This window comes from Bacillus haynesii (genome assembly GCF_001969855.1).
Classification (GTDB): domain Bacteria; phylum Bacillota; class Bacilli; order Bacillales; family Bacillaceae; genus Bacillus; species Bacillus haynesii.
The window spans coordinates 1-22,517 of the sequence record NZ_MRBL01000011.1; the positions used below are offsets into that span (position 1 = coordinate 1).

Annotated in this window: 26 protein-coding genes and 1 tRNA gene; 7 read left to right on the forward strand and 20 right to left on the reverse strand. The window is 43.8% G+C overall.

What is annotated here, in order from left to right:
- Together BTA31_RS22850 and BTA31_RS10290 are read left to right on the forward strand one after the other, a co-directional pair.
- Positions 1-644: hypothetical protein (locus tag BTA31_RS22850; RefSeq protein WP_158039112.1), on the forward strand; the 644-nt coding region annotated here is incomplete at its 5' end.
- 49 nt (positions 645-693) lie between these two features.
- Positions 694-2,214, forward strand: a complete 1,521-nt coding sequence (locus BTA31_RS10290; RefSeq protein ID WP_076791334.1) for a recombinase family protein — start codon at positions 694-696, stop codon at positions 2,212-2,214.
- Between the two features lie 76 nt (positions 2,215-2,290).
- Here the strand turns inward: BTA31_RS10290 and comGB are convergent, their stop codons facing one another.
- The 3 genes from comGB to BTA31_RS10305 form a co-directional block, all read right to left on the reverse strand.
- A complete protein-coding gene (gene comGB, locus BTA31_RS10295; protein ID WP_076791337.1) occupies positions 2,291-3,325 on the reverse strand; it encodes a competence type IV pilus assembly protein ComGB in 1,035 nt (344 codons plus the stop codon).
- Positions 3,315-4,379, reverse strand: a complete 1,065-nt coding sequence (gene comGA / locus BTA31_RS10300) for a competence type IV pilus ATPase ComGA (RefSeq protein ID WP_043927887.1) — start codon at positions 4,377-4,379, stop codon at positions 3,315-3,317. Before comGA ends, comGB begins: the two co-directional genes overlap by 11 nt.
- A gap of 157 nt (positions 4,380-4,536) precedes the next feature.
- Positions 4,537-5,376, reverse strand: coding sequence for an STAS domain-containing protein (locus BTA31_RS10305; protein WP_076791339.1), 840 nt, complete (start codon positions 5,374-5,376; stop codon positions 4,537-4,539).
- Positions 5,377-5,484: 108 nt separating this feature from the next.
- On the opposite strand from BTA31_RS10305, the gene BTA31_RS10310 reads away from it, so the two are divergent.
- Positions 5,485-5,556 (forward strand) — tRNA-Gln (locus BTA31_RS10310).
- Between the two features lie 62 nt (positions 5,557-5,618).
- Here the strand turns inward: BTA31_RS10310 and BTA31_RS10315 are convergent.
- Positions 5,619-5,996, reverse strand: a complete 378-nt coding sequence (locus tag BTA31_RS10315) for a Spx/MgsR family RNA polymerase-binding regulatory protein (protein WP_003183482.1) — start codon at positions 5,994-5,996, stop codon at positions 5,619-5,621.
- Positions 5,997-6,206: 210 nt separating this feature from the next.
- Between BTA31_RS10315 and BTA31_RS10320 the strand changes: the two genes are divergently transcribed.
- Complete coding sequence (locus BTA31_RS10320) at positions 6,207-6,452, forward strand: DUF2626 domain-containing protein (RefSeq protein ID WP_020452180.1); 246 nt, start codon at positions 6,207-6,209, stop codon at positions 6,450-6,452.
- A gap of 34 nt (positions 6,453-6,486) precedes the next feature.
- Here BTA31_RS10320 and BTA31_RS10325 read toward each other — a convergent pair whose 3' ends face one another.
- Positions 6,487-7,125: an MBL fold metallo-hydrolase gene (locus BTA31_RS10325; protein ID WP_076791504.1), complete on the reverse strand. Its 639-nt coding sequence runs from the start codon at positions 7,123-7,125 to the stop codon at positions 6,487-6,489.
- A 155-nt stretch (positions 7,126-7,280) separates the two neighbouring features.
- Between BTA31_RS10325 and BTA31_RS10330 the strand changes: the two genes are divergently transcribed.
- Positions 7,281-7,454 (forward strand): DUF2759 domain-containing protein, encoded by a 174-nt coding sequence (locus BTA31_RS10330; protein ID WP_043927890.1) that lies wholly within the window; start codon positions 7,281-7,283, stop codon positions 7,452-7,454.
- 61 nt (positions 7,455-7,515) lie between these two features.
- On the opposite strand, the gene BTA31_RS10335 is transcribed toward BTA31_RS10330, so the two are convergent.
- From BTA31_RS10335 to BTA31_RS10395, 14 genes are all read right to left on the reverse strand, one after another.
- Entirely contained in the window at positions 7,516-7,830 is a 315-nt protein-coding gene (locus BTA31_RS10335; protein ID WP_003183487.1) for an MTH1187 family thiamine-binding protein, read from the reverse strand.
- A 15-nt stretch (positions 7,831-7,845) separates the two neighbouring features.
- Positions 7,846-8,946: a YqgU-like beta propeller domain-containing protein gene (locus BTA31_RS10340; protein ID WP_479688708.1), complete on the reverse strand. Its 1,101-nt coding sequence runs from the start codon at positions 8,944-8,946 to the stop codon at positions 7,846-7,848.
- Positions 8,947-9,009: 63 nt separating this feature from the next.
- Positions 9,010-10,134, reverse strand: coding sequence for a M14 family metallopeptidase (locus tag BTA31_RS10345; RefSeq protein WP_076791344.1), 1,125 nt, complete (start codon positions 10,132-10,134; stop codon positions 9,010-9,012).
- A 143-nt stretch (positions 10,135-10,277) separates the two neighbouring features.
- The gene (locus BTA31_RS10350; protein WP_076791347.1) at positions 10,278-11,222 is read right to left on the reverse strand and encodes an iron-hydroxamate ABC transporter substrate-binding protein; all 945 of its coding nucleotides are present in this window, start codon (positions 11,220-11,222) and stop codon (positions 10,278-10,280) included.
- Between the two features lie 168 nt (positions 11,223-11,390).
- Entirely contained in the window at positions 11,391-13,289 is a 1,899-nt protein-coding gene (locus tag BTA31_RS10355) for an LTA synthase family protein (RefSeq protein ID WP_076791349.1), read from the reverse strand.
- A gap of 179 nt (positions 13,290-13,468) precedes the next feature.
- On the reverse strand, positions 13,469-14,443 hold the full coding sequence (locus tag BTA31_RS10360) for an ROK family glucokinase (protein WP_076791352.1): 975 nt from the start codon (positions 14,441-14,443) through the stop codon (positions 13,469-13,471).
- Between the two features lie 25 nt (positions 14,444-14,468).
- Positions 14,469-14,666 (reverse strand): YqgQ family protein, encoded by a 198-nt coding sequence (locus BTA31_RS10365; RefSeq protein WP_043927901.1) that lies wholly within the window; start codon positions 14,664-14,666, stop codon positions 14,469-14,471.
- 99 nt (positions 14,667-14,765) lie between these two features.
- Positions 14,766-16,220 (reverse strand): spore germination protein, encoded by a 1,455-nt coding sequence (locus BTA31_RS10370; RefSeq protein WP_043927902.1) that lies wholly within the window; start codon positions 16,218-16,220, stop codon positions 14,766-14,768.
- Positions 16,221-16,296: 76 nt separating this feature from the next.
- Positions 16,297-17,835, reverse strand: a complete 1,539-nt coding sequence (locus tag BTA31_RS10375) for a rhomboid family intramembrane serine protease (protein WP_076791354.1) — start codon at positions 17,833-17,835, stop codon at positions 16,297-16,299.
- A gap of 95 nt (positions 17,836-17,930) precedes the next feature.
- Positions 17,931-18,104 (reverse strand): hypothetical protein, encoded by a 174-nt coding sequence (locus BTA31_RS23015; RefSeq protein ID WP_003183498.1) that lies wholly within the window; start codon positions 18,102-18,104, stop codon positions 17,931-17,933.
- A 49-nt stretch (positions 18,105-18,153) separates the two neighbouring features.
- Positions 18,154-18,726 (reverse strand): 5-formyltetrahydrofolate cyclo-ligase, encoded by a 573-nt coding sequence (locus tag BTA31_RS10380; RefSeq protein ID WP_076791357.1) that lies wholly within the window; start codon positions 18,724-18,726, stop codon positions 18,154-18,156.
- Positions 18,727-18,775: 49 nt separating this feature from the next.
- Complete coding sequence (gene rpmG, locus BTA31_RS10385; RefSeq protein ID WP_003183500.1) at positions 18,776-18,925, reverse strand: 50S ribosomal protein L33; 150 nt, start codon at positions 18,923-18,925, stop codon at positions 18,776-18,778.
- 103 nt (positions 18,926-19,028) lie between these two features.
- Positions 19,029-20,138 carry a glycosyltransferase family 4 protein gene (locus BTA31_RS10390; protein WP_239693168.1) on the reverse strand — a complete coding sequence of 370 codons (1,110 nt, stop codon included), beginning with the start codon at positions 20,136-20,138 and terminating at the stop codon, positions 19,029-19,031.
- Positions 20,138-20,632, reverse strand: coding sequence for a hypothetical protein (locus tag BTA31_RS10395; protein ID WP_076791362.1), 495 nt, complete (start codon positions 20,630-20,632; stop codon positions 20,138-20,140). The genes BTA31_RS10390 and BTA31_RS10395 overlap by 1 nt, the downstream gene beginning before the upstream one ends.
- A gap of 175 nt (positions 20,633-20,807) precedes the next feature.
- Between BTA31_RS10395 and BTA31_RS10400 the strand changes: the two genes are divergently transcribed.
- Positions 20,808-21,158 (forward strand): hypothetical protein, encoded by a 351-nt coding sequence (locus BTA31_RS10400; RefSeq protein ID WP_011198121.1) that lies wholly within the window; start codon positions 20,808-20,810, stop codon positions 21,156-21,158.
- Positions 21,155-21,640, forward strand: a complete 486-nt coding sequence (locus BTA31_RS10405) for an endolytic transglycosylase MltG (RefSeq protein WP_076791365.1) — start codon at positions 21,155-21,157, stop codon at positions 21,638-21,640. The genes BTA31_RS10400 and BTA31_RS10405 overlap by 4 nt, the downstream gene beginning before the upstream one ends.
- 91 nt (positions 21,641-21,731) lie before the next feature.
- Here the strand turns inward: BTA31_RS10405 and pstB are convergent, their stop codons facing one another.
- Positions 21,732-22,511, reverse strand: a complete 780-nt coding sequence (gene pstB / locus BTA31_RS10410) for a phosphate ABC transporter ATP-binding protein PstB (RefSeq protein WP_023855209.1) — start codon at positions 22,509-22,511, stop codon at positions 21,732-21,734.
- Positions 22,512-22,517 lie beyond the last annotated feature (6 nt).

Genomic DNA, 22,517 nt, shown 5'->3' on the forward strand with positions numbered 1-22,517 from the left:
CAAACAAATTAGAAATAATTAATTCTCTTACTGACGAATATTCAATGATTTATAAATACTTAAACGTGAGATATTGGTTTAATGATAATCCAACAAACTTAAAGACACTTTTAGTTATGTTAGAAAAAAATGATTTCTATAAAAACTTTAAATACAACGATAAGACTCATAAGTTCATACTAATGGAAATTGTAATTTTATTCTGCAGAACTATTTTCGAATGCTGCAATTATATTATGCATAGAAATATTTCAGATATCCCTCAAGGAGTTTTAGAATATATACATGGAGGTGTAAACGGCTTAACTAATAAAATTAACCTTGTACGAGATATGAGACCTATCTTGCAGAAAATTACTAACACTGAGGATATTGGTCATGAGGTCTTTATAGAGCCACATTACCTTTCTAAATTAACTCATTTAGTTGGAGTTTTTATAAGTGAACCTAATAATGTTATGGATATTATGCGGTATTTAGAATTACTACAATACGAAATAATTATAGAAAAAAAGTTAGATTTTGAGAAAATGATTTCTAGCTTTTCGCCAGTCACCTTAAAAATATCAAAAGATGTTATTACTAGCTATCTTAATATCACTAAAGTGAATGAAGAAGTTTTATCATCAGTACTAAATAGATGATTACCTGGTTTATTCGTTTGAATTTCTATTTTATGGAAAGGTTGATTTTATGCGAGCCGCCATCTATATACGTGTTTCAACAAAGATGCAAGAAGAAAAGTATTCTCTACGAGCGCAAACAACTGAACTCCACCGATATGTGGAACAACAAAGATGGCGATTGGTGGATGAATTTCAAGATATCGAATCTGGCGGGAAGCTGCATAAAAAGGGCTTAAATGCCCTTCTCGACATTGTCGAAGAAGGTAAAATTGATGTCGTTGTCTGCATTGATCAAGATAGACTTTCTCGTCTGGATACAATATCATGGGAATATTTAAAGTCTACTCTTCGTGAAAACAAAGTGAAAATCGCTGAACCTGGAACTATAGTAGATCTAGATGATGAAGATCAAGAATTTGTTAGTGACATTAAAAATTTAATTGCCAAGAGAGAAAAGAAAGCTCTTGTGAAAAGAATGATGCGTGGAAAACGCCAAAGAATGCGTGAAGGTAAAGGCTGGGGCCAGGCTCCATATGAATATTATTACGAAAAGAAGGAAGAACAATATAAATTAAAAAAAGAATGGGCTTGGGTAATTCCATTCATTGATCGATTATACCTGGAAGAACAACTAGGAATGAGAAGCATTACAGATGAACTTAATAAAATCTCAAAAACGCCTTCCGGGATTATGTGGAATGAGCATTTAGTACATACTAGGCTGACCACAAAAGCATATCATGGTGTTCAAGAAAAAACATTTGCGAATGGTGAAGTGATTGCTGCAGAGAATATCTTTCCCAAGTTAAGAACTAAAGAAACTTGGGAGAAAATTCAGATTGAACGAAATAAAAGAGGAAATCAATATAAAGTTACGAGCAGAAAGAGAAATGATCTCCACCTGTTAAGGAGAACATATTTTGTATGTGGTGAGTGTGGAAGAAAAATCAGTCTTGCTGCTCACGGTACAAAAGAGGCTCCCCGTTATTATCTAAAGCATGGCCGAAAATTGAGACTAGCTGATGGGTCAGTTTGTGATGTGAGTATAAATACAGTTAGAGTTGAGGGTAATATCATACAAGCAATTAAAGATATTGTCACCAGTAAAGAATTAGCAAAACAATACGTAAATCTTGAAAATGAAAAGGAAGAAATTACTCAACTTGAACAAAACATAAAAAACAATGAACAAATCATCCAGAAGCACACCACCAAAAATGAAAAGCTGATTGATTTATACTTGGACAATCATCTAACAAAGGATCAATTAAATAAGAAACAGCTTGAAATCAAGAACATAACAGAAAATCTTCAAACACAACTTAAAAGAGATAAAGCGAAGCTTGAAACATTGAAAAGTGATTCGTGGAGTTACGATTTTCTTAGCGAACTTTTCGAGTCAATTAATTTTTTTGATAGTGATTTTACTCCTCTCGAAAGAGCTATGCTAATGGGAAAAATCTTTCCTGAAGGTATTGTTTATAGAGACCATATCATATTAAAAGCAAACGTGGGAGGCTTAAACTTTGATGTGAAAGTGTTAGTTAATGAAGACCCCTTCCCCTGGCATTACTCCAAAAGTAATTGAAAACAAAAATAAGGGGTTATTACCCCTATTTATTTCGATCAGTGTAAATCCCTTTTCATTCACAGTTCCGTCCTCCTTATAGCTGGTTCATCATTTGATACATTGGCAAAAGCATAGACAAATAAAGAATTAATATCATCGCCGCGGTTAGTCCGTAAATCAATGGCTGGATCAGGCCTGTCCATTTCTCGGCTTTCCTTTCAAGCCGCTCAATCAAAAATTGACTATATGAATACAACTCTCTGTATAAGTGTCCGTTTAATTGGCCGTGAGCAACAGCCTTTGCCAAATCATTTTCATAAAACGGATGTCCGGCGAGCATCTGCTCGAGACTCTCCCCCTGTTTCAGCCGCACGATCAGGCGCTTCACTTCATGTTTATGAAATGATAAAAACGGCTGGCTTTCAAATGCTTTTAAACTGTCATATACAGACAGACCAGCTTGCAAAAGATTGCTCAGCTGGAGCGATAAAAAATAACTGTTGAATAGTTTGAAGGTTTGACCCAGCAAGGGAATTCTCATGAGAAAGGTCATTTTGTCTTCTGGAGGTTTATGGCGGAATGAACACAGATAATAGAGGGATAGGGCTGCGGCAATCAACGACAATCCCGCGAAAAAAAGATAAAAATGATCGAAAACAGAAAAGATGAGGGTCGTTGCAAAAGACGTTTCAACGTTCATCGATTCATAGATGGCGGAAAATTGCGGAACGATTGCTGATTTCATAATAGAGATGATGACGCAGACCGTTAAAACTAAAAACAAGGGATATCTGGCGGCTTTCTTTAATTTTTCGGTTTGAACGATCTTGCGGTGCAGCAGTTCTCCGCTCTGCAGAAAGGCAAATGGCAAATTCCCATGCTGTTCGGCAAAGTAAACAATGGTAACAGCATCCTTATGAAATGAAATCATTTCAAGCACTTGAAACAAAGGATGCCCTTCTGTCAGCTTCTCCATCGCAAATGTCAAATCTGCTCTCCGTCTTTCATTCAATTGCAATTTCAGCATACTTAAAGCATCCAAAATCGTATATCCGCTCTGCATCATGTCTCCGAGCTTTTTCAGAAGGTCCGCCTGTTCCCGGACGGGCCACTTCATTTTAATCTTCATGGCCTATCCAGCGTTCATAAGTATTTGACGGCAGATATCCGAGTGCTATTCCCTTCTGGATCAGCGTTTTCAAAGTTTCTGTTTTAATGCCATCGCATCTGCCTTTTGCTTCCTCGATGCAGAGATTGAGGCTTTTTCCGTACAAAAGTTCGAAGACGCTTGCTCTTCTCACAGGTCTCGACAATTTGCAATACACAGAGCAGCTGTCGCCACAAAACGGGCAGACGAGACCGACAAGACGCTGGGCGCTGATTGCGACCAATGTTTGTTCAATTTCTGTCATATCAACGCCAAGCTCGAGCAGTCTGTATATCGCACCTTTAGCATTTTTCGCATGCATGCTCGATAAAACAAGGTGTCCAGTTAAGGCGGCCCTGACTGCGATTTGGGCTGTTTCGGCATCGCGAATTTCCCCCAGGATGATCATATCCGGATCGTGGCGCAGCACCGCCTTCAACCCCGCAGAATAAGTCATGCCCGCTTTTTCGTTCACTTGTACTTGCAAAATATTTTCGCTTCTTGATTCGACAGGGTCTTCCAACGTAATGATATTTCGCTTAAAATGCCGCTTGGCGTATTCAATTAAAGAATAGAGTGTTGTCGTTTTCCCAGAGCCTGTCGGACCGGTGAACAGCATTAATCCATGGGAATGCTTCAGAAAAGACAGCAGCTTGAATGTTGCACTCGGAAACAATGAGAGCTTTGTGAGCGGCTTGCTGCTCATCTTGGGAAGAAGCCTGATGACCAGGCTTTCATCATGGATGGTGGGCAGCGTGGACATTCTTAAATGAACGGGCTGACGGTTGATATAAAGAGTCAAAGCCCCGCTTTGCGGCAGCCGTCTTTCACCAATGTCCATCGAAGAAAGGAATTTAAAGTGAGAAATGAGCCTTGAGCACTCATTTCTCGTTAATCTGTCTTTTTGAAACAGTTCGTCATCAATCCTGAAGCGGACCACCGCTTCTTTTTCACCGGGAACAATATGAATGTCTGACGCCTTCATTCTATATGCCTCGTCAATTAATCTTCCGCTTAATGATTCAATCGCGTACAAACCATTGCGCCTCCTTTCTAAGCGCAGTTTATACGAAAACCATCGGAAGCATCAAATCCTTAAAAAGCGCAAGTCAAGCTGAATACGAAACAAAAACGGAATTTCCGAATACCGATTTGACTATTTTATTCGACTTCAAGCCGCTGAAGTATGAAATTTAGACCTTCTCTCCGGCCTTACCGTCCTCTTGGATGCAGAAGCCTTTATTGCAAAGCGCCTTAGCAAGACTCTGTTCTGTTTTAATATGTGAAAAATCCATGCCAAGCTTCACAACTGTTTGAGCAATCTCCGGTCTCACACCCGAAAGAACCGTTTCAACGCCAAGTAGCTTTGTGCTGTCTACAACTTTGAACAACTGGTAGGCAACCATCGTATCGACGACAGGAACACCGGAAATATCAATAAACAGATGAGAGAGATGTAGCTCAGCACACTGCTTGAGCGCAGCTTCAATGATCACCGTTGCCCTGTGAGTATCAATTTCACCAATGAGCGGCAGCACACCGATGTGTTCTGATACCGGGATGACCGGTGCGCTCAGTTCGCGAATCATTTCAGTCTGCGCCTTCAATTGGCTCTTTGTCGTATGCTCATATTCAAGAATAAACTGCTCAATGACCTCATCCATCATTAGGTGAAGCTGTTTATTCCAGATAAAAAAGTCTTTTTTTGAACTGTCCGGTGCATATTCATCTGAAAATTGCTCGATCTCATCCATTAAAAGTTCACGGCACACTTTAAAACCCTTTATGCTATCGGTAACCGGAATTTGGCTGACAGCCCTGTCGTAGGCAATTTCCTTGGCGCATCCGGAAGCTTTATCCCAGCACAGCGCCTGTTCATCCTTGGCAAATACCTTTGAAACAGCCAGGATAAAGTCATTATATTGCTGTGCCGTTTTTTCTTTTTCAGACGCTGTTCGGGACAGCCATTCTTCGGTGATTCTGTCCGCCTGTTTGACCAGATGCTCATAAAGGGCTGCATGCTTGTATTCCATGTCAATCCTCCTCATTGTTTTCCTTTAAAAATCAATCGGCTTCATGACCAACGTTTTGATCACTATGTATAAAACGAAATCGATTGTCAACACTATACGTAAACGCATTGGGCTATAGCCAAGCGGTAAGGCAACGGACTTTGACTCCGTGACGCGCTGGTTCGAATCCAGCTAGCCCAGTTACACAGGCGAAAAAACGAAGATATGCTGAACATGCAATGTGTCAGCAATCTTCGTTTTTTTCAGGAAACAGAACGGTGTAAGGTGTGTTTTTTTAGTTTTAAGAGTTCGCCGGGATTGTATCCGACAACCAGCTTATCACCGTTTACGATAATCGGGCGTCTCAGCAGCTTTGGTTTTTGAATTAACAATTCCAGCACTTCGCTTACCGTTAATTCTTCAATATCAAGATTTAACTCTTTAAATGCCTGGCTTCTTGTCGCCAATATTTCATCGATTCCTTCGGTCGTGAGAGACAAAATATGTTTCAGCTCGTCCTGATTTGGCGTTTCCCTAAAAAGATGCCGCTCTGTAAAGTCAACCTGATTCGCTTTCAGCCAATGTTTCGTTTTCCGGCATGATGTGCAGCTGGGGTATGAATAAAAGGTCAGCTCTTCCATGAATGATTCCTCCTTAAAATGTACTGACTTTGTCTTTGTATGTTTTAGTACCCGTGATGTTTTCCGTTTAAACACCTGTCAGGTGATTTTTTAAAAATGCTTATCACAAAATTGTAAAAAATGAATTGATTTTCCCAAAATGAAAATGTTTACATTTCAAGATAAATTGGCTTATAATAAAATCAAAGGGGCTTTTTGGGAGGGATATAAATGAATCGCATGTTCCGTGTGTTAGGTTTCTGGACAGGTATTTTTGCGGTCATGTTTTATTTAGGAAATATGAAAGATGCATCACTGCTGTTCTTCGGTCAAACTGTATTCTTTGTGTTCTTATCGTATCTCAACTTGACCGAGCGGATGTACATTTATATTTTCGGTGCTTACTTGACAGTCTTTTTTGCCGCATTTACATATTATTCTGTGTTCATTATGGTTCCCGGGCAAGGAGGCCATTAAAAAGACGATCCATCGGGATCGTCTTTTTAATGTTTTACAAAGTAAATCCGTTGATGAACGGGTTTTGTTCCTGTTCTGTTGCAATGTCCGTCTCTGGGCCGTGACCGCTTAACACAAGCGTCTCTTCCGGAAGCGTCAGCAATTTTTGATGAATACTGTCCATCAGTACCTTTTGATTGCCTCCCGGCAGGTCTGTACGCCCGATCCCTCCTTGAAACAAAACATCCCCGGAAACGATCAGGTTTTCCTCTTCCGCATAATACGAGATGCTGCCCGGAGAATGCCCGGGTGTAAAGAGCACGCGGAGCGTAAAAGGGCCGATTTTAAGATCCCCCTCTTCTTCGATCAGATGATCTGCTTTTCCTGCTATGATCGTCTGTCCTGTAAGCAGCGCTGAACCGTTTAATGAAGGATCTGTCAGCCATTCAGCTTCATTTTTATGTACGTATACAGGAATGTTCCATTCTTTTCTGACATTGTCCACAGCCCCGATATGATCAAAATGAGCGTGAGTGAGCAATACAGCAAGAGGTTTCAGCCCTTTTTCTTTTATGTATGCATTCAGCTTCCCTGATTCGCTGCCGGGATCAAATATTAAGCAGGTACCGTCGTCATTGGATAAAATATAAGCATTCGTCTGGATAGGCCCTAATGGCATTCTTCTCCATTTCATTTTTTTCACCTCAGATTCATCTTTCTTTGTTCCATTATGAAGGTTTTGTGAGAAACTTTCAATGAATCATGTTGTCCTCGACAAATTTGATGAAAACGGTTAAAATAAAATTGGAAATATACTGCAGGGGATCCAAGCGAAGGGGGTTTATGTTGATGTTGCTCGTGATCATTTTCGGTCTAGTCACGATATTATCTGCTCTTGGGGTTCTTCGTTCTCTTAAAAAAATCAACGTTCTTGGCATCTTATTTGGCGGGGCGGCTTTTTTAGTGTTCGGATGGTTTACCGTCATGACAATTATTAACAGCGGTTATCCGACAGTCCACTAAACCCGGTGCTCTTTAGACAAAGACAGCCTTATTCCGAAATAACGGAATAAGGCTGTCTTTCTTATTGACTGAAATGACGCTGGACGCTTGCAAGCTTGCCTTCCATCGTCGTTTTCTTGTCACGGCGGTCGTCAATCCTGATATTTGTCGCTACTCTGTGGATGCCTTTTTGGAAAGGCGCTTCGTGAATCGTCTGAATCACCTGAAATAAATCACTTAATTCTCCTTCAATCAACGTATTCATCGGTGTCAGCTGATAATTGATTTTGCCTTCTTTTTTAAATCCTTCCAAAATGGTTTGAATCTCCGCTACATACGCGCTTACGCTCGGAGTCTCAGTACCGATCGGTATGATGGTGACGTCTGCTATGGCCACTGTTCATTCTCCTTTCTATTCTTTAGTTACAAGGGGCGCTGCTGTTTTTGAGTTGAGTGAAATGATTTGATCCTGAGTATAGCCGTACAATACATAATCCCCGTCAGGAGATATGGTAATCGGAAGCATTTCCACTTTTTCACGAATGACTTCCCGTTTGCCTGATTTGAGGCTGACGGAAATCAGATCATACAAGGAGCCCGACTCATTCGGCTGATACGTATAAAACAACTCATCCCGAGGATCATAACTGTATTCCATCGGTGACAGGCTGCCATATTCCGAGAACAGCGGCAGTTTGAAAGACATTTTCTTTTCCGACGAAGAAACGTCTGAAAATATGTAGGTGCCCTGACGATGATTGGATGAAGGCGTTACGATCAGCCGCAAATCGCCCACAACATCGAGCAGTACGGCATCACCAGCGAGCTTCTTTTCCCGTCCGTCCGCTGTGTTGTAGGAATAAACAGGAGCCGGTTTTTCCCGGTCCCGTTCATTCCATTTGATATAGTCAAAAGTGTCCGCGGAAGTCCAATGAATAAAGGCAGCCTGTGCGATGTCTTTTTCCGTTTGCTCTTCTTTTGCATCAATCAGGCGCGATTCATAATTCCAGTCTTTCGTGAATGTTGTGACATATAAAAGATAAGGATCGAACCGATTCCAGTCCACTTGCAGTTCATGCGTGCGAATTTTTTTTGTGAACAGCTGTTTTCCTTGTAAATTAAGCAAAGTTAACTTCATTTCAGAGCCGTTTCCGGCGGTTTGGATGAGAATCATGCCTTTTTCCCTGTTTACTTCCGCCGCTATCAGCCTGTCATCCGTCTTGTAGATCGTTTCGCCCGTCCCTTTAAATATATCATATGATTTGACTTCACTTCCTGCGACCGGATCGGTTGCGGTGTATATAACGGTTTCATTATCAAGCCAGCCTGCCGCTTCATCAAAGTGCCGGTCCTTGAGCGCTATCACTTTTTTATCTTTTACTGCTGCACTGCTTTCTCTTTTCCCTTCCGGCTCCTCATGATGAACGCTTTTCGATCCTTCCTGATGCTGCGGCGTGCAACCAGCCGCAGCCACGGTCATCACAGCGGCAATAATCAATAATGAAACTCTCAAACCGGCCATTCTCCCTCCATAAATGATTGGCTGTCTAATTTACGATTTTCACCGTGAAAAGTTTCAGCTTTCAAAAAAGCAGGATGCCCAAAGTATTCCTCTGCTTTTACAATATATATCGTCAAATTGTTTCAGCGGTAAAGGATTTTTTCCTTTGCCAAGTTCAACAGTATATCCTTCTCTTCCGAAATAATGAATAAACCAATCTCTAAATCCTGCATAGCTGTCTATATATCTGACGCCCTTGTAACCGCTCAGGCGCTCAAATGTTTGGATCACATCAGCTGATTCAGGAGGCTCGAGCCCCTTGTATCCCCAATAAATTTCCTCTCCCTGTGTGTGAAGCGCCACAAGCCGATCAGGCGGCTCGTTTGCGATTAAATCCCTCATCGCTGCCGCTTCCGGTTCTGTCAGCGGTTCATCTCCGGGGTAGTCTCTGTAGGAAGGGGATTTAGGCGGCTTTCTCTGTTTTTCGATCTCCCAAAAAGACGGAAACTGATTATTTAAATCCACTCCGTTTATATTGGCTTTCCATTCCCGGAAATCCCGCTGATGCTCATTCAACTCATCCAGTGCTTCCCGCGCGATCCCAAGATGACCGGGGCCGTTAAGCACAAGGTCAACCCCGTCGGGATTAACGATCGGTACGACGGACAGCTTTGTTGATGAAAAAATATCGAGCGGTGAAAAACCTAAAGCGGATCGGCCTGTACATAAATGATAACAGTATTCTTTGAGCCATTTCATTAAAACAGAAGTGGTGATCCATTCATTGGCATGAAAAGAGGCATTTATATGCGTTCTTTTTCCGGCATTTTCAGCTCCAAGGAGCAGTTCATATATAGGCTGGCCCATACTTGAGCGGCCGATGATGCGGGAAGTAACAAACGGAAAGCATTCCGTCAATCTGTCAATTTCCTTTTTCAATTCTGCTGAATCGTAAACGACTGTTTTTGTCAGCCACTGTTCATCTTCAAGTGTGTATTGATTCACCAATATTTGCAGCTGTTCATATGTTTCGGCTGCTGGCACGTTTTTTCCTGCTTGAAAAGATGCTCCCGGAAAATAAAATTCGTCCGCGGGTGCATTTGCATTTGCGCTGATCAAAAGCGGTTCAGGTATGTTCAGGATGTCAGACAGTCTTTCCATATTCTGCTTTAACTCCGGTTTGATGTAGATGAATGCCATCAATGATCCCTCCCACAATAGCATATGATCGATGCTCGTTTAAAAACTCTCCTTGGTTTGCTCCTAAAAAACGCTTTTTCAATGAGGGTTAAGCCCGGTTTCAGCCTACAAAAAAACTTCCGCCCAATAAGGCGGAAGTTCTTCTATTTCGTTAAGCTTTCTGTAACAAAGTCGAGCTGGCCCTCTAATGAAATCGGATCGGAAAAATAGAAGCCGACAGGGTCGATTTTATAGACATGTTGATTTTTGACCGCGCCAAGGTTCTTCCAAATGGAGGTATTAAGCACGGCGCTGTCGTCTCCGCTTGATTCCCAAGGTCCTATAAATATATAATCTCCAGCGAAGTCAGGCAGCTTTTCTAAAGAAATGCTCGTGTAGCCCGGACCTTCGTCGATTGCTTTTTCCTTCGTCAGCTTTGTCGCCTTTAAGCCGAGATCTTGATAAACAATGCTTCCTCCCCTTCCGAATTGATCGCCGAATACAAAGATTTCTTTGCCGTTTGTTTGCATAATGGAAACCGTTTTGTCCCCGACTGCTTTTTGAACTTTCGATTTGGCCGCCGCAACTTTTTTGTCCCATTCAGCCAGCCATTTCTCCGCTTGATCTTCAGTGCCTGTCATTTTTGCGAAATCCTTCAGCCGTTCAGTGTTATTCAGACTGTCATATTTCAAAGCGACCGTCGGAGCGATTTTTTCCAGCTTTTCGATATCGGCGCCTTGGGTCGTCCATACGACAATCAGGTCCGGTTTTAATTGAATAACCTTTTCAGCTGAATTTCCTTCACCAATGTTTGTCACACCATCTGTTTTCCCCTTGAAATAAGGATTTTTGAATACCCTGTCAGGGGCACCCACTACATTGAGACCAAGTGTCTTGAAATAGCCGAAATAATCGTCAGCCATGACAACCACCCGTTTCGGATGCTTCGGAACTTTAACCGTTCCGTTTTCAGCCTTGTATGTAATCGTTTCTTCGCTTTTTGATTGAGAAGAATCTTTGCTCTCTGTTTGATTACCGCATGCCGTCAATGCTGCGATTAATAATAGTATAAAACACGCTGAAGCGAGCGTCTTACCTTTAATATTCACTTTTCATACCTTCTTTCTTGTTTCATTATCGATAAAGAGAATCATTATCAATTATATCATAACCGGCATTGGCTTGGATCATGATTTTTATGGCGGACTCTTGTCATTAAAAACAGGCCGGAACGATATCCGGCCTGCTGTATCAGCTTTCTCCGCCAAAAGAGAAGCTTACTTGTCTTTTCGCTTGGAGTCAGATTGCTTTTTTAAGCGCTCGCTGTCATAAAATCTCAGCAAGTCGCCGTAAATGATTTGATCTGAGTATGAAAGCTCCTGTTTCGCTTTTTCAATGTACGGCTCACAGCCTTTTTTATCTTTAGACGGCTCGCCTGTCGATTTATCATAGCATATGCCGTCTGTGTATACTTTGTCTTTCGTAATAAAGCTGCCGTCGCGAAGCACTGTGAACTCCGTTTTGTCTTTGGCAAACAGGTCGTTCCCAAACTGGATCTGATCGCTTGAATCAATTCCGAGAAGATTCAGTATAGTCGGCCGAATGTCAATTTGGCCGCCGACCGTGTCAATGGTTTTCGGCTCTTTATCCGTCACTCCCGGAATGTGGATCACAAGCGGAACTCTTTGAAGCTGCACTTCCTCAAAAGGGGTTACTTCTCTGCCGAGGAATTGGCTCATCGCTTCGTTATGGTTTTCGGAAATCCCGTAATGGTCACCGTATAACACGATAACAGAATTATCGTAGAGGCCGTCTTCTTTCAGCTTTTCAATAAAACGTTTAAGCGCTTCATCCTGATAGCGGACGGTCGGGAAATATCTGTTTAACGTACGGCTTTTTGAATCGAATTCATCGATCAGTTTATCTTCCTCATCAAGCTCAAACGGAAAATGGTTTGTCAGCGTGATCAGACGGGTATAGAACGGCTGAGGCATTTCTTTCATCAGCTCTGATGTTTGTTCGAAAAATTCCTTATCTTTCAGTCCCCATCCCACTGAGTTTTCTTCGTTTACATCATAGGATTTGATATCGTAAAACTTATCATATTTCAACGTTTCGTACATAATATCCCGATTCCAGAAGCTTTTGTTGTTCGCATGGAAAATCGAGGAATAGTAGCCGTGGTTCTTTATTATTTCAGGCATTGCCGCATATTCGTTTCCTGCATTCGTAAAGAAGACCGCTCCTCTTCCAAGAGGGTAGAGAGAGTTGTCGACGATGAATTCGGAATCAGCCGTTTTGCCTTGACCTGTCTGATGATAAAAATTCTCGAAACTGTAGCTTTGTTTAATCAGGTCGTTTAAATAAGGCGTAATCTCTTTGCCGTTTAACTTTTGGTTCACGACAAAGCTTTGGGTGGATTCCAGAGAAACGAGGATCACATTCCGTCCTTTGGCGATCCCGGCCAGGTCATTATTGGTATCCGTGCGGTTTGCGCTGACATAGTTTTCAATCTCCGTGAGGCTGTTGCTGTCGGCCAGCGCACGCTGTGCAGACTGCTTCGACTGGATCAGCCCGTCATAGATATGAAAGTTGTAAAGACTGATGTTTTTCACAAGAACTTCCCTGTCAAACGATCTTGTCAAAAGCTGCGGTCTTTCTGTTTCAGAAATCCCTAAATTGAAAAAGAAAACGGCAGCGACAAATAGATAATAAGCCGCGCGCTCCTTTCTTGTCGCCTTTCCGCCTGTTTTGGCAGGCTGGCGCTTGTACAGCCAAATTAAAATGACAATGTCAACGATGAGAAGCAAATCGGTCGGCATAAACAAAGAGTTGATGCTGCTTCCCAAATCACCCATATTATTCGTCTGGAACAATACAGGAATCGTTAAAAAGTCGTTGTAAAAACGGTAGAAGATCATGTTAGCAAGCAAGACAAACGTCAGGACGATGCTTGCCCCGATAATAAACCGGTCCCTGTTTTTTTCTTTGAAAAACAGGCCGATTCCGAATATAAACAGCAAAAAGCTTAAAGGATTGATGAACAATATAAACTCTTGCATGAAGTTTTCAATTTTAATGTTGAAGCTTGTTTTGTAAACGACATACGTTTTCAGCCACATCAGCAATGTCGCAATTAACAAAAACGAAATTTTCGAAAAAAATGACTTTCGCATTCCAAACCTCCCTATGCAGCAACGCATGTTTCAGTAAACGGTATTTCCACATATTGTTTATTTTAGAAAAAACGCTAAAATTACTAAATCATATCTTAACCTGTCTGTACAAAAAAATCAATCATTTTTCACATTGGCTTAAAAGTGTTAACAATGCTGCAAAGTGGTCCGAAAATGCTTTATAAAACAGGCTGCGCCTGGCTTTTCAGCCATTGATTTTTTGCGATCCATGCGCCGCCGATCACGCCTGCGTCGTTTCCAAGTGAAGCGATTACGATCTCAGCCGCCTCACCTGCCCGCGGGAATACGAAGCGGTTGAAAGATTGTTCAACTTTGGAGCGCAGGATTTCTCCTGCTTTTGACACGCCTCCGCCAATGACGATTTTTGAAGGATTAAGCGAGCTCGCCAAATTGCCGAGGACCATTCCTAAATGATTGGTGACATAATCGACGACTTCGCCAGCAACAGGATCGTTTTTTCGGGCCGCTTCAAAAATATCGCGTGCCGTTAAATCCGGACATGCACGCAAGCTTGTATCTCGATGGTCTGATTCTATTTTTTCTTTGGCAATCCTTACGATGCCAGTAGCCGAAGCGATCGTTTCGATACAGCCGCTTTTTCCGCAGTTGCACGGCGCTCCGCCTTCAGGAACCGAACAGATGTGACCGATTTCACCGCCTGCTCCGTTTTGCCCGCGGACGATTTCTCCGTTTACAATAATGCCGCCTCCGACGCCAGTTCCCAATGTTACGAGAATCAAATCCTTTGCGCCGTCGCCCGCTCCTTTCCACATTTCGCCGAGAGCTGCGATGTTCGCGTCATTTTCGATGACTGCCGCAATCCCTGTCTCTGCTTCCAGATGGTCTTTCAACGGGTAGTTTTCCCAGCCCATATTCGTCGTTTTATAAACGATGCCGGTCTCCGTATTGACGGGGCCTGGAGCGCCCATGCCGATCCATTTTAAGATGTGTTTCGGTTTGCCGAGCTCTTTCAATTTGCTGTCGATGGCTTTTGCGATGCTTACCGTAACCGTTTTCCCCGATTTATCGGTCGGTATTTCCCACTTGTGCAGGATTTCGCCATAAGCGCTTACAAAAGCGAGTTTTACTGTTGTTCCTCCAAGGTCGACCCCGACCAGCCAGCTGTCATTCATTCTGCTCCCCCTCTTATCCCTGTTTTTATTTTCTCTTTACTTTTGTGAGTTCATTCTGCAAAATTGAAACACCTTGAACCCATTGTTCTTTTTCTATCAGATTCGAAAGAAACATTTCTTTCAGTTCGTCCATCATATATTCAAGTTCAAGCTCGCGATCCCCAAAATAAACATAACATCCAAACTGTTTCAGCAAAAGCTGTACATCATAGGCTGTTTTCATCTTATTTCACCATTCTTTAAAGGTCTAACATTAGCGTATTCATAAAGCTGTCCGGCGTCAAGCAAAAAAAAGCCTGTTTTCCTGCCGGAAAACAGACATTCAGCGGTCGGGATCCTGGGGATCCAAAAATACGGGTCTTCTATTTTTCAGCGGCATCGGCGTGCGAACCGCGATATCGCGGAAGGCTCTGTAGTCAAAAGGGATAAACGGCCATAAATACGGCACATGAAACGACTTCATTCTGACAAGATAAATCACCCAGCAGAATATCGCGATGACAAAGCCGATCGGTCCGAATGCACCGGCCGCGATCAGGAAAACAATTCTTGCAAGCCTGTTCGCTATGCTCAGCTCATAGCTCGGCGTAGCAAACGTGCCAATGGCCGCGACAGCGAGATACAAGACGACTTCATGCGAGAAAAGCCCGACCTGCACCGCCACTTCCCCGATCATTAAAGCAGCTACGAGTCCAAGAGCCGTAGCCAGAGACGACGGGGTGTGGATTGCAGCCATCCTCATCATGTCGACGCCGATTTCAATAATGATGAATTGCGCAAGCAGCGGAAGGGCTCCTTTTTTTTCAGGCCCTATATATTCAAGGGCGTCCGGCAAAAGATCGGGATGGACGGAAAGCAGAAACCACAGCGGCAGTAAAAAGATCGATGCCAAAACAGATATAAAGCGGACCATTCGCAAATAAGCGCCTGCAAGCGGTTTGTTTCTGTACTCCTCGGCATGCTGTAGATGGTGCCAAAAAGTAACTGGGGTAATCAGCGCGCTTGGCGAGCCGTCAACAAAGACGAGAATGTGGCCTTCGTACAAATGAACGGCCGCAGTATCAGGTCTTTCTGTATAACGGACTGTCGGATAAGGGTTCCAATGACGGCCGCCGATGTATTCTTCCAGTGTCTTTTCCGCCATTGTCAAAGCGTCCGTATCGATCGCTTCAAGCGATTGTTTCAGCTTTTTTACACTTTCTAAATCAGCGATATCTTCCAAATAACAGATGACGACATCCGTTTTGCTTCTTCTGCCGACCTGAAGGAACTCCATTCTGAGAGACCGGTCGCGGATTCGTCGTCTCGTCAGTGCGGTGTTAAACACGATCGTTTCGACGAAGCCGTCTCTTGAACCTCTGACGACGCGTTCATTGTCGGGTTCCTCCGGGTTTCTTGCCGGATATGTCCGGGCATCGATAATAATGGCATGGTCAACCCCGTCGGCAAGAAGAACGGCCGGACCTGACAGCACCTGGGCGGCTGCTTTGTCGAGGTCATCCTCCGTGTCAATTTCGATATAAGGAATGTATGTTTTGACCAGCTTTTCAAGCGGGTCGTCTTCCAGACTTTCAGGTGTGAGCCTTGAGAGATTCTTAAGCAGGTAGTGCATAATATCATCTTTTACAAAGCCGTCGACAAGATAAAGCGCCATGTCTCTACCGGCATAAACGACATCAAGCCGGATCATGTCAAAGCTTTTGTCGACACCAAGCTTTTCATTTAAATATTCAACATTTTTCGCTAAATTTCTCTGGACCGCATGCGTTTTTTCCATTGTATATTAAAAGCTCCCGTCAAATGAGTCTTTACTAAAGACCATTTTTAACATAACGGAAGCTTTTCATACTTGATTACCGGGCGGTTTCTTTCTTAATCTCGTCCCGAAGCGCTTTATACATCTCTTCATCAGGCTTTTCTGCCAACGCTCTTTCAATGGACTGTTCGGCTTTGGCAAGCTCGCCTTTTTGAGCATATAGCGAAGCGAGATAATAGAGGGAGGTGTGATCTGATGGATCTTTTTCAACGACGGCCTCGAACCTTTTCTCGGCGTTTTCATACTCGCCGAGCCGAATTTCGGAAAAAGCGAGCAGCTTTAAAGTGTCGCTGGAAGCGTCCGGTTTTGAGCCTGCTTCCAGTAAGGCATCCTTTACCTTTTCATAGTCTCCCTCTTCATACCATTTCGCCGCCTGGTGCAGCATGGCATTTTCCTGCACCGAAGCTGAATGTGTCCCGAAGTACAGGGCCCCTCCTCCGATGACAAAGATGAGAACCCAGCCTGCCAGCCGTTGGAGCGGTCTTTTTTTTCCGGGGATTCCGACAGCCAAGGCCGTCAGGAGCCCGCCGATCAATCCGCCGATATGGCCGGCATTGTCAACATTTGAAATGGTGAAACCGAGGCCCAGGTTCAGGATGATAATCACAATGATATTTGTTCCGATCGTTTTTAAGAAAGCTTTCCGGTTTGAAAAAGCCAGGTACAAAAGGGCTCCCAAACAACCGAAGATGGCTCCCGAAGCCCCTGCGGACGGATAAGGGCTGAACAGAAAGCTGCCGATCGATCCAAAAATTCCGGCTGATATGTATATGACAAGAAAGCGGAATGATCCAAACACTCTTTCTGCTGCGGCGCCAACAGACAATAATGCAAATGTATTAAACATGAGATGGACCAATCCGATATGCAGAACGATCGGCGTGACAAGCCGCCACCATTCCCCGGCTAACAGGAGGCTGTTTTCCTTCGCCCCGAACCGGATGAGCGTTTCGGTATTCTGGCTGCCGCCCGACATTTCAAGAAGCAGAAACATGAAGACTTGAAGCACTGCGAAAATCCAGGTAAACATCGGTTTGCCCTTCTCAAATACAGCCGCTTCCCGCCGCCTTTCTTCTTCTCTTGCTTTAGCCGCTGCTAATACTTCGGCTCTCTTCTCTTCCACATTTTCGTATCCGGCATCCTGCATGTGGCCTGTTAGCTCATCAGGCCCCATGTTTAAAGCAACGGCGAGTTTGCGTAATCCTTCTTCAGCCGAAGCATGATCAATAAAAACCGGCACGATGCTGATCCGCTTATCTGCGACCGGATGACTGACAACATCTTCCCACTCATCTACAGGCGCTTCCTGCGACAAATAGACGTTCAATATCGAGAGCTTTCGCTGCCCTGATCCTGCTCTCAGCCGCTCCGCCCTTTCATAAAGAGATTCCAGGTCGCGGACGAGATCCTGTCTGAAATCGATATCCTTCCGGAAAACGCGAACCAAATCATACGGCGCGCTCCCCCTCGCTTCAAGCCAGGCTTCTCCGAATGAAGCGGGTGCCTGCACAAGCTCAAAATCCCTGTCTAAGAGGTTCCCGATGAAATTCCAATACAAATAATCGATTGAATACATACCGACGCTCCACAATTGTTTTTGTCCATTATAACAGGAAACGCGTCACTCTGCGTCTTTTAAGCGCTTTAAAAAATCCCGTTTTTAAACGGGATTCAGAATGCCTGCTGTATAAACTTATTGCGAAAAAACGGAATTCTCATCATCAAATGGATAAAATAGTGACGGATCTGGTTTTGACCGAGAATGAAATTGATGACACGATAACGGTTTTGAAAAAACACAAGGGCGGCAATGACGCCTACTACAATGAACGTAACTTTTCTCATATGATCCCTCCTATAACCTATAACCGTATCGTGTCTCATTTTTCAATAATTATTCAGCATGGTCGCTGCAGTTGTAAACGGCGTCCTCGGTCAAAACTCGCTTGACCGGAATGTCGTGCGGCTCCTTTGGAACATGATCGATCACTTGGCACTCGAAAGCCAACGATGCGGTATCTTTTGTGAAACCGGCCAGATATCTGTCATAATAGCCGCCTCCATAGCCGATTCTGTATCCTGTACGGTCATAGCAAATTCCCGGCACAAGGATGAAGTCGATGTCTTCGGGCTCCATCCGCTCGGTTTTGTGCACGATCGGTTCCTGCAGGCCAAAATACACGACTTCAAGATCGCTTTCATCCTGATAGCTTCGAAAGTGCATCTCTTTTGTTTCAGGCATACATTTCGGAATGCATACCGTTTTTCCTTCAAGCCGGGCCTGTTCGATAATCGGTTTTGTCGGAACTTCGCGATTTCTGGATATCGTGAGGGCAATGACAGACGCTTTTTTCCACTGTTTGGATTGAAAAAGCTTCCGATGAATCGCTTCCGCCTTTAAATGAAACTCCTCTTCCGGCATATTTGCAAGCCTCTTTCTGACTTCGCTTCGTAAAGAACGCTTCACATCTCTTTCCCCCTTAAAAACAAAAAAACAGCAGGAAAATCCCTGCTGCTTACTTTGTTTCGCGGTGTAATGTTGATTTTTTGTCACGTGGGCAATACTTTTTGAATTCAACGCGATCTGGATTGTTACGCTTGTTTTTTGTAGAAATATAGTTACGCTCGCCGCATTCAGTGCAAGCTAAAGTAATATTAACGCGCATTTATTTTTCCCTCCAAACTATATATCATTTCTGTTCAGACTTATCTATAATACCACTTATGATGCAGGAATGCCAGGCGTTTTTTTTAGTTTGTCACGGTTTGTTAAAAAGACGTGTGATACACATGATGCAAAAACGCATTTTTTATATATTCAGGATTATGCAAATCCAAAATATAAGCCTCTGCCGTTTGTCCGACCTTGTGCAGCTGCTCCTTATCGCGGACAATTTCTGCGAGCGCATATGCAGCTTTATACGGATCATTAAAATCAACCTGAAAACCGGTCACCCGATCGATGACGAAATCGTTCCATCCCCCGTTGTTTCCGACAGCGACGGCAGCGCCGGCTGCCATGCCTTCTTGAGCAGCAATGCCGAACGGCTCATAAGAACTTGGAAAAACAGCCATTTCACAAAATGCCAGCCAGCTCTCTCTTTCTTCTTCACAAAGGAAAGGAAGAATTGTCACACTTTCCTTAATGCCCAACTCTCTTGCCTTGGTCTCGATCCCGCTTTGAAGCGGCCCTTCCCCGGCAATGACAAGTTCAAGATCAAGCCGCCGTTTGCGTAGCTGTTGAAAGACGTGCAGCAATTCGATAAATCCTTTTTCCGGAACAAACCTTCCGTAGGAAAAAAAGTACGGCGCGCTTTTCATTCGTTTTTTCACCGTGCGGCTTTTTATGCACGGATGTGGAATAACCCGGACTTGCTCGCAAGGAAGCGAAAACGCCTTTTGCATGTCTGACTTCATCATGCTGCTCAGCACGAGGATTTGATCGCTTTTTTCAGCCAGAAGCCGTTCAATGGTTGCCCTGTATGGGTGGACATTTCCGCCTGCTGCCGTTCTTCGGCTGCTTTCAAGGCCGTGTACCGTGGAAATCAGCGGCACCGCCAACACCTCACTGAGATAAACGGCGGCAGGCGCGGTGACATCATCGTTTGCATGGACGAAATCAAATTGTCCTCTACGCTCCAGCACGATTTTGATCATCTGAAAATTCATGGCGGCTACCGCCTCTTCAAAAGAAGCGAACGCTTTTAAATCAAGCGGAATCTCCAGCGTTTCCCATGCATGGCTGTTGGGCCCGGCAGCCGTCGTGCAGACGGTAAAGCTGACTTCGTTCCGCAATAGTTCAAGGTGACTTTTCACATAGCGCCCCGCCCCGCTTTTCAATGAAAGGGGATTTTCCAGCGACAGCAGCAAAACGTTCATCAACGGGGACGCTCCTTTGCTTCTATTAAAGAATAACTCGTATATGCGGAAAATTGAGTCGTCCAATCCTGCTGATTGTCGTGACAGAGAAAACAGCTGTTTGAATGGATTCCGTTTTCCCCAAGGTAGAAGCAGTCGGATGTGAGAACGACCAGTGACATGTTGAGCGAATTGTATATTCGGTATTCCGCTTTGTAGAACGCGTTTCCTGCAGCGGGAAAAACCGAGGCTTCCCCTTTAAATGCACCGGTATGGATCGTCCGTACGCTGCGCTCTCCGTTTTTTACGCAAAAGAGAAGAACTTGCTTTTCGACGTCTTTAATATTTTCAAACAGCACCGCTTCAGCTGCCAAAAGCGCAGCATCTGAGATTTCCCAGCTCAGCCGAACGGTTTCATGATCCGGCGAAGTTATTTTTAAAATATCGTTACAAAACGAAGACTCGCTTCGAATACTATGTTGAAAAGGTTTTTTCAAGGTGATTGTCCTTTTCACCGTGCGCCCTCCCGTTAAGCCCTGTTATGTATCTATCCTATTGGAAATGGCCCCGCAGGCGCAACGAAAATAAAATTCTTCGACAAAATTTTTATTTTTTGCATTAACTCCTTTTGAAGCAAGCGTTTTTATGGTATAAAAAAGAAGGAGAAAATTAGAATTGAAGGTGATGAACGTGGAAATTGCTATCATTGCGCTGCTCGTTGTCAGTATTGCGCTGATTGCATTCTCATATTTTCAAAGAGAACCGATCAAGGAAGTTGAACAGGAGTTGGAAACCCTTCAGCTGTCCGCCATGCAGGAAATCTATAAACTGAAAAAGAAGATGACCGTGCTTGAGGAAGAGCTCCTCGATTCAAATGTGGTCGTCCGCAGACCGAATGCCGGAATCAGCCAGCATATTGCGAAGCAGATTCTTTCAAAATATCAAAACGGCATGTCGGTAGACGCCATCGCAAAAGCTGAGCACGTATCTGTCGAAGATGTCAAAGCGATCATTAAAGACAATGAGAGGGTGCTTGTATGACCAGACAAAGTGTACAAGCATTTGCCGGAGGAATGATTTTGGCTACCGCCGTTCTTGCAGGCGCATTTTATTTGACGGATAACGGAAAAGCTGAAGCTTCCAAGGACGCTCAAAACGTCAGCGAAGCCGATGTCAAAACCTATTTAAAGGACAATCAGCAGGTTTCGCTGAAACGCGATGAATACCAACAGCTGCTCCACTATAAAGAGACCGCGCTGAAGCAGGATGCTACGTCTCAAAACAAAAAAGAAAAAGAGCAGGATGATGCGAAAAAAGGTTCCAAGTACAAGCTTGAAATCAAAAGCGGCATGAGCACTGCTGAGATAGCAGACCTCCTTGCAAAAGGAAAAGTAATTTCTTCCGCCGATGACTTCAAAGATTATGTGAAAAAGACCGGAAATGAATCTAAAATCCGCGCAGGTAAATACGAACTGAAGCGCGGTGACAGCTTGAAAAACATCGTCAAAACGCTGTCCAAATAAAAAAGCAGGCTGCTTCGTACCAGCCTGCTTTTTTTATTCCTCCGCCACCGGTGCAAAAAAAGGCTGCCGCTTTAAAGCGGCAGCCTTTTTCTCATCCGAACCGGCCTGTAATATAATCTTTCGTCCGATAATCGTCAGGACTTGAAAACATTTTGACCGTATCATTGCACTCAATCAGCTCGCCCATGAGGAAAAACGCCGTTTGATCGGAAATTCTCGATGCCTGCTGCATGTTGTGCGTGACGATGGCAATCGTATATTTCTCTTTCAGCTTGAGCATCAGCTCTTCGATTTTCAAAGTTGAAACGGGATCAAGAGCGGATGTCGGTTCATCCATCAAGAGAACGTCCGGATTGGTGGCCAGCGCCCTTGCGATGCAGAGGCGCTGCTGCTGCCCCCCGGAAAGTCCGAGCGCCTGGGAATGAAGGCGGTCTTTCACTTCATCCCACAGCGCCACATCCACAAGCGCTTTTTCCACTCTCTCATTCAGTTCTTTTTTGTTTTTCAATCCATGGATCCTTGGTCCGTATGCGACATTATCAAAAATCGACTGGGGAAACGGATTTCCTTTTTGAAACACCATGCCGACTTTTTTCCGCAACTCAACAAGGTCGACCTTGCTGTTGAGTACGTTCGTTCCGTTGTAGCTGATCTCTCCGGTCATTTTGACATTCGGAACCATATTGATCATGAGATTCAGCGTTTTAATAAAGGTCGACTTTCCGCAGCCTGACGGACCGATGATGGCGGTAATTTCGTACTCGGGAATTGTCAAGTTAATGTTCTTTAATGCGTGATGTTCGCCGTACCATAAATTCAAGTCGTTGATCTGGTACACATCTTTTGGCTTTACAGCTGTTACAGCGCTCATACCGGC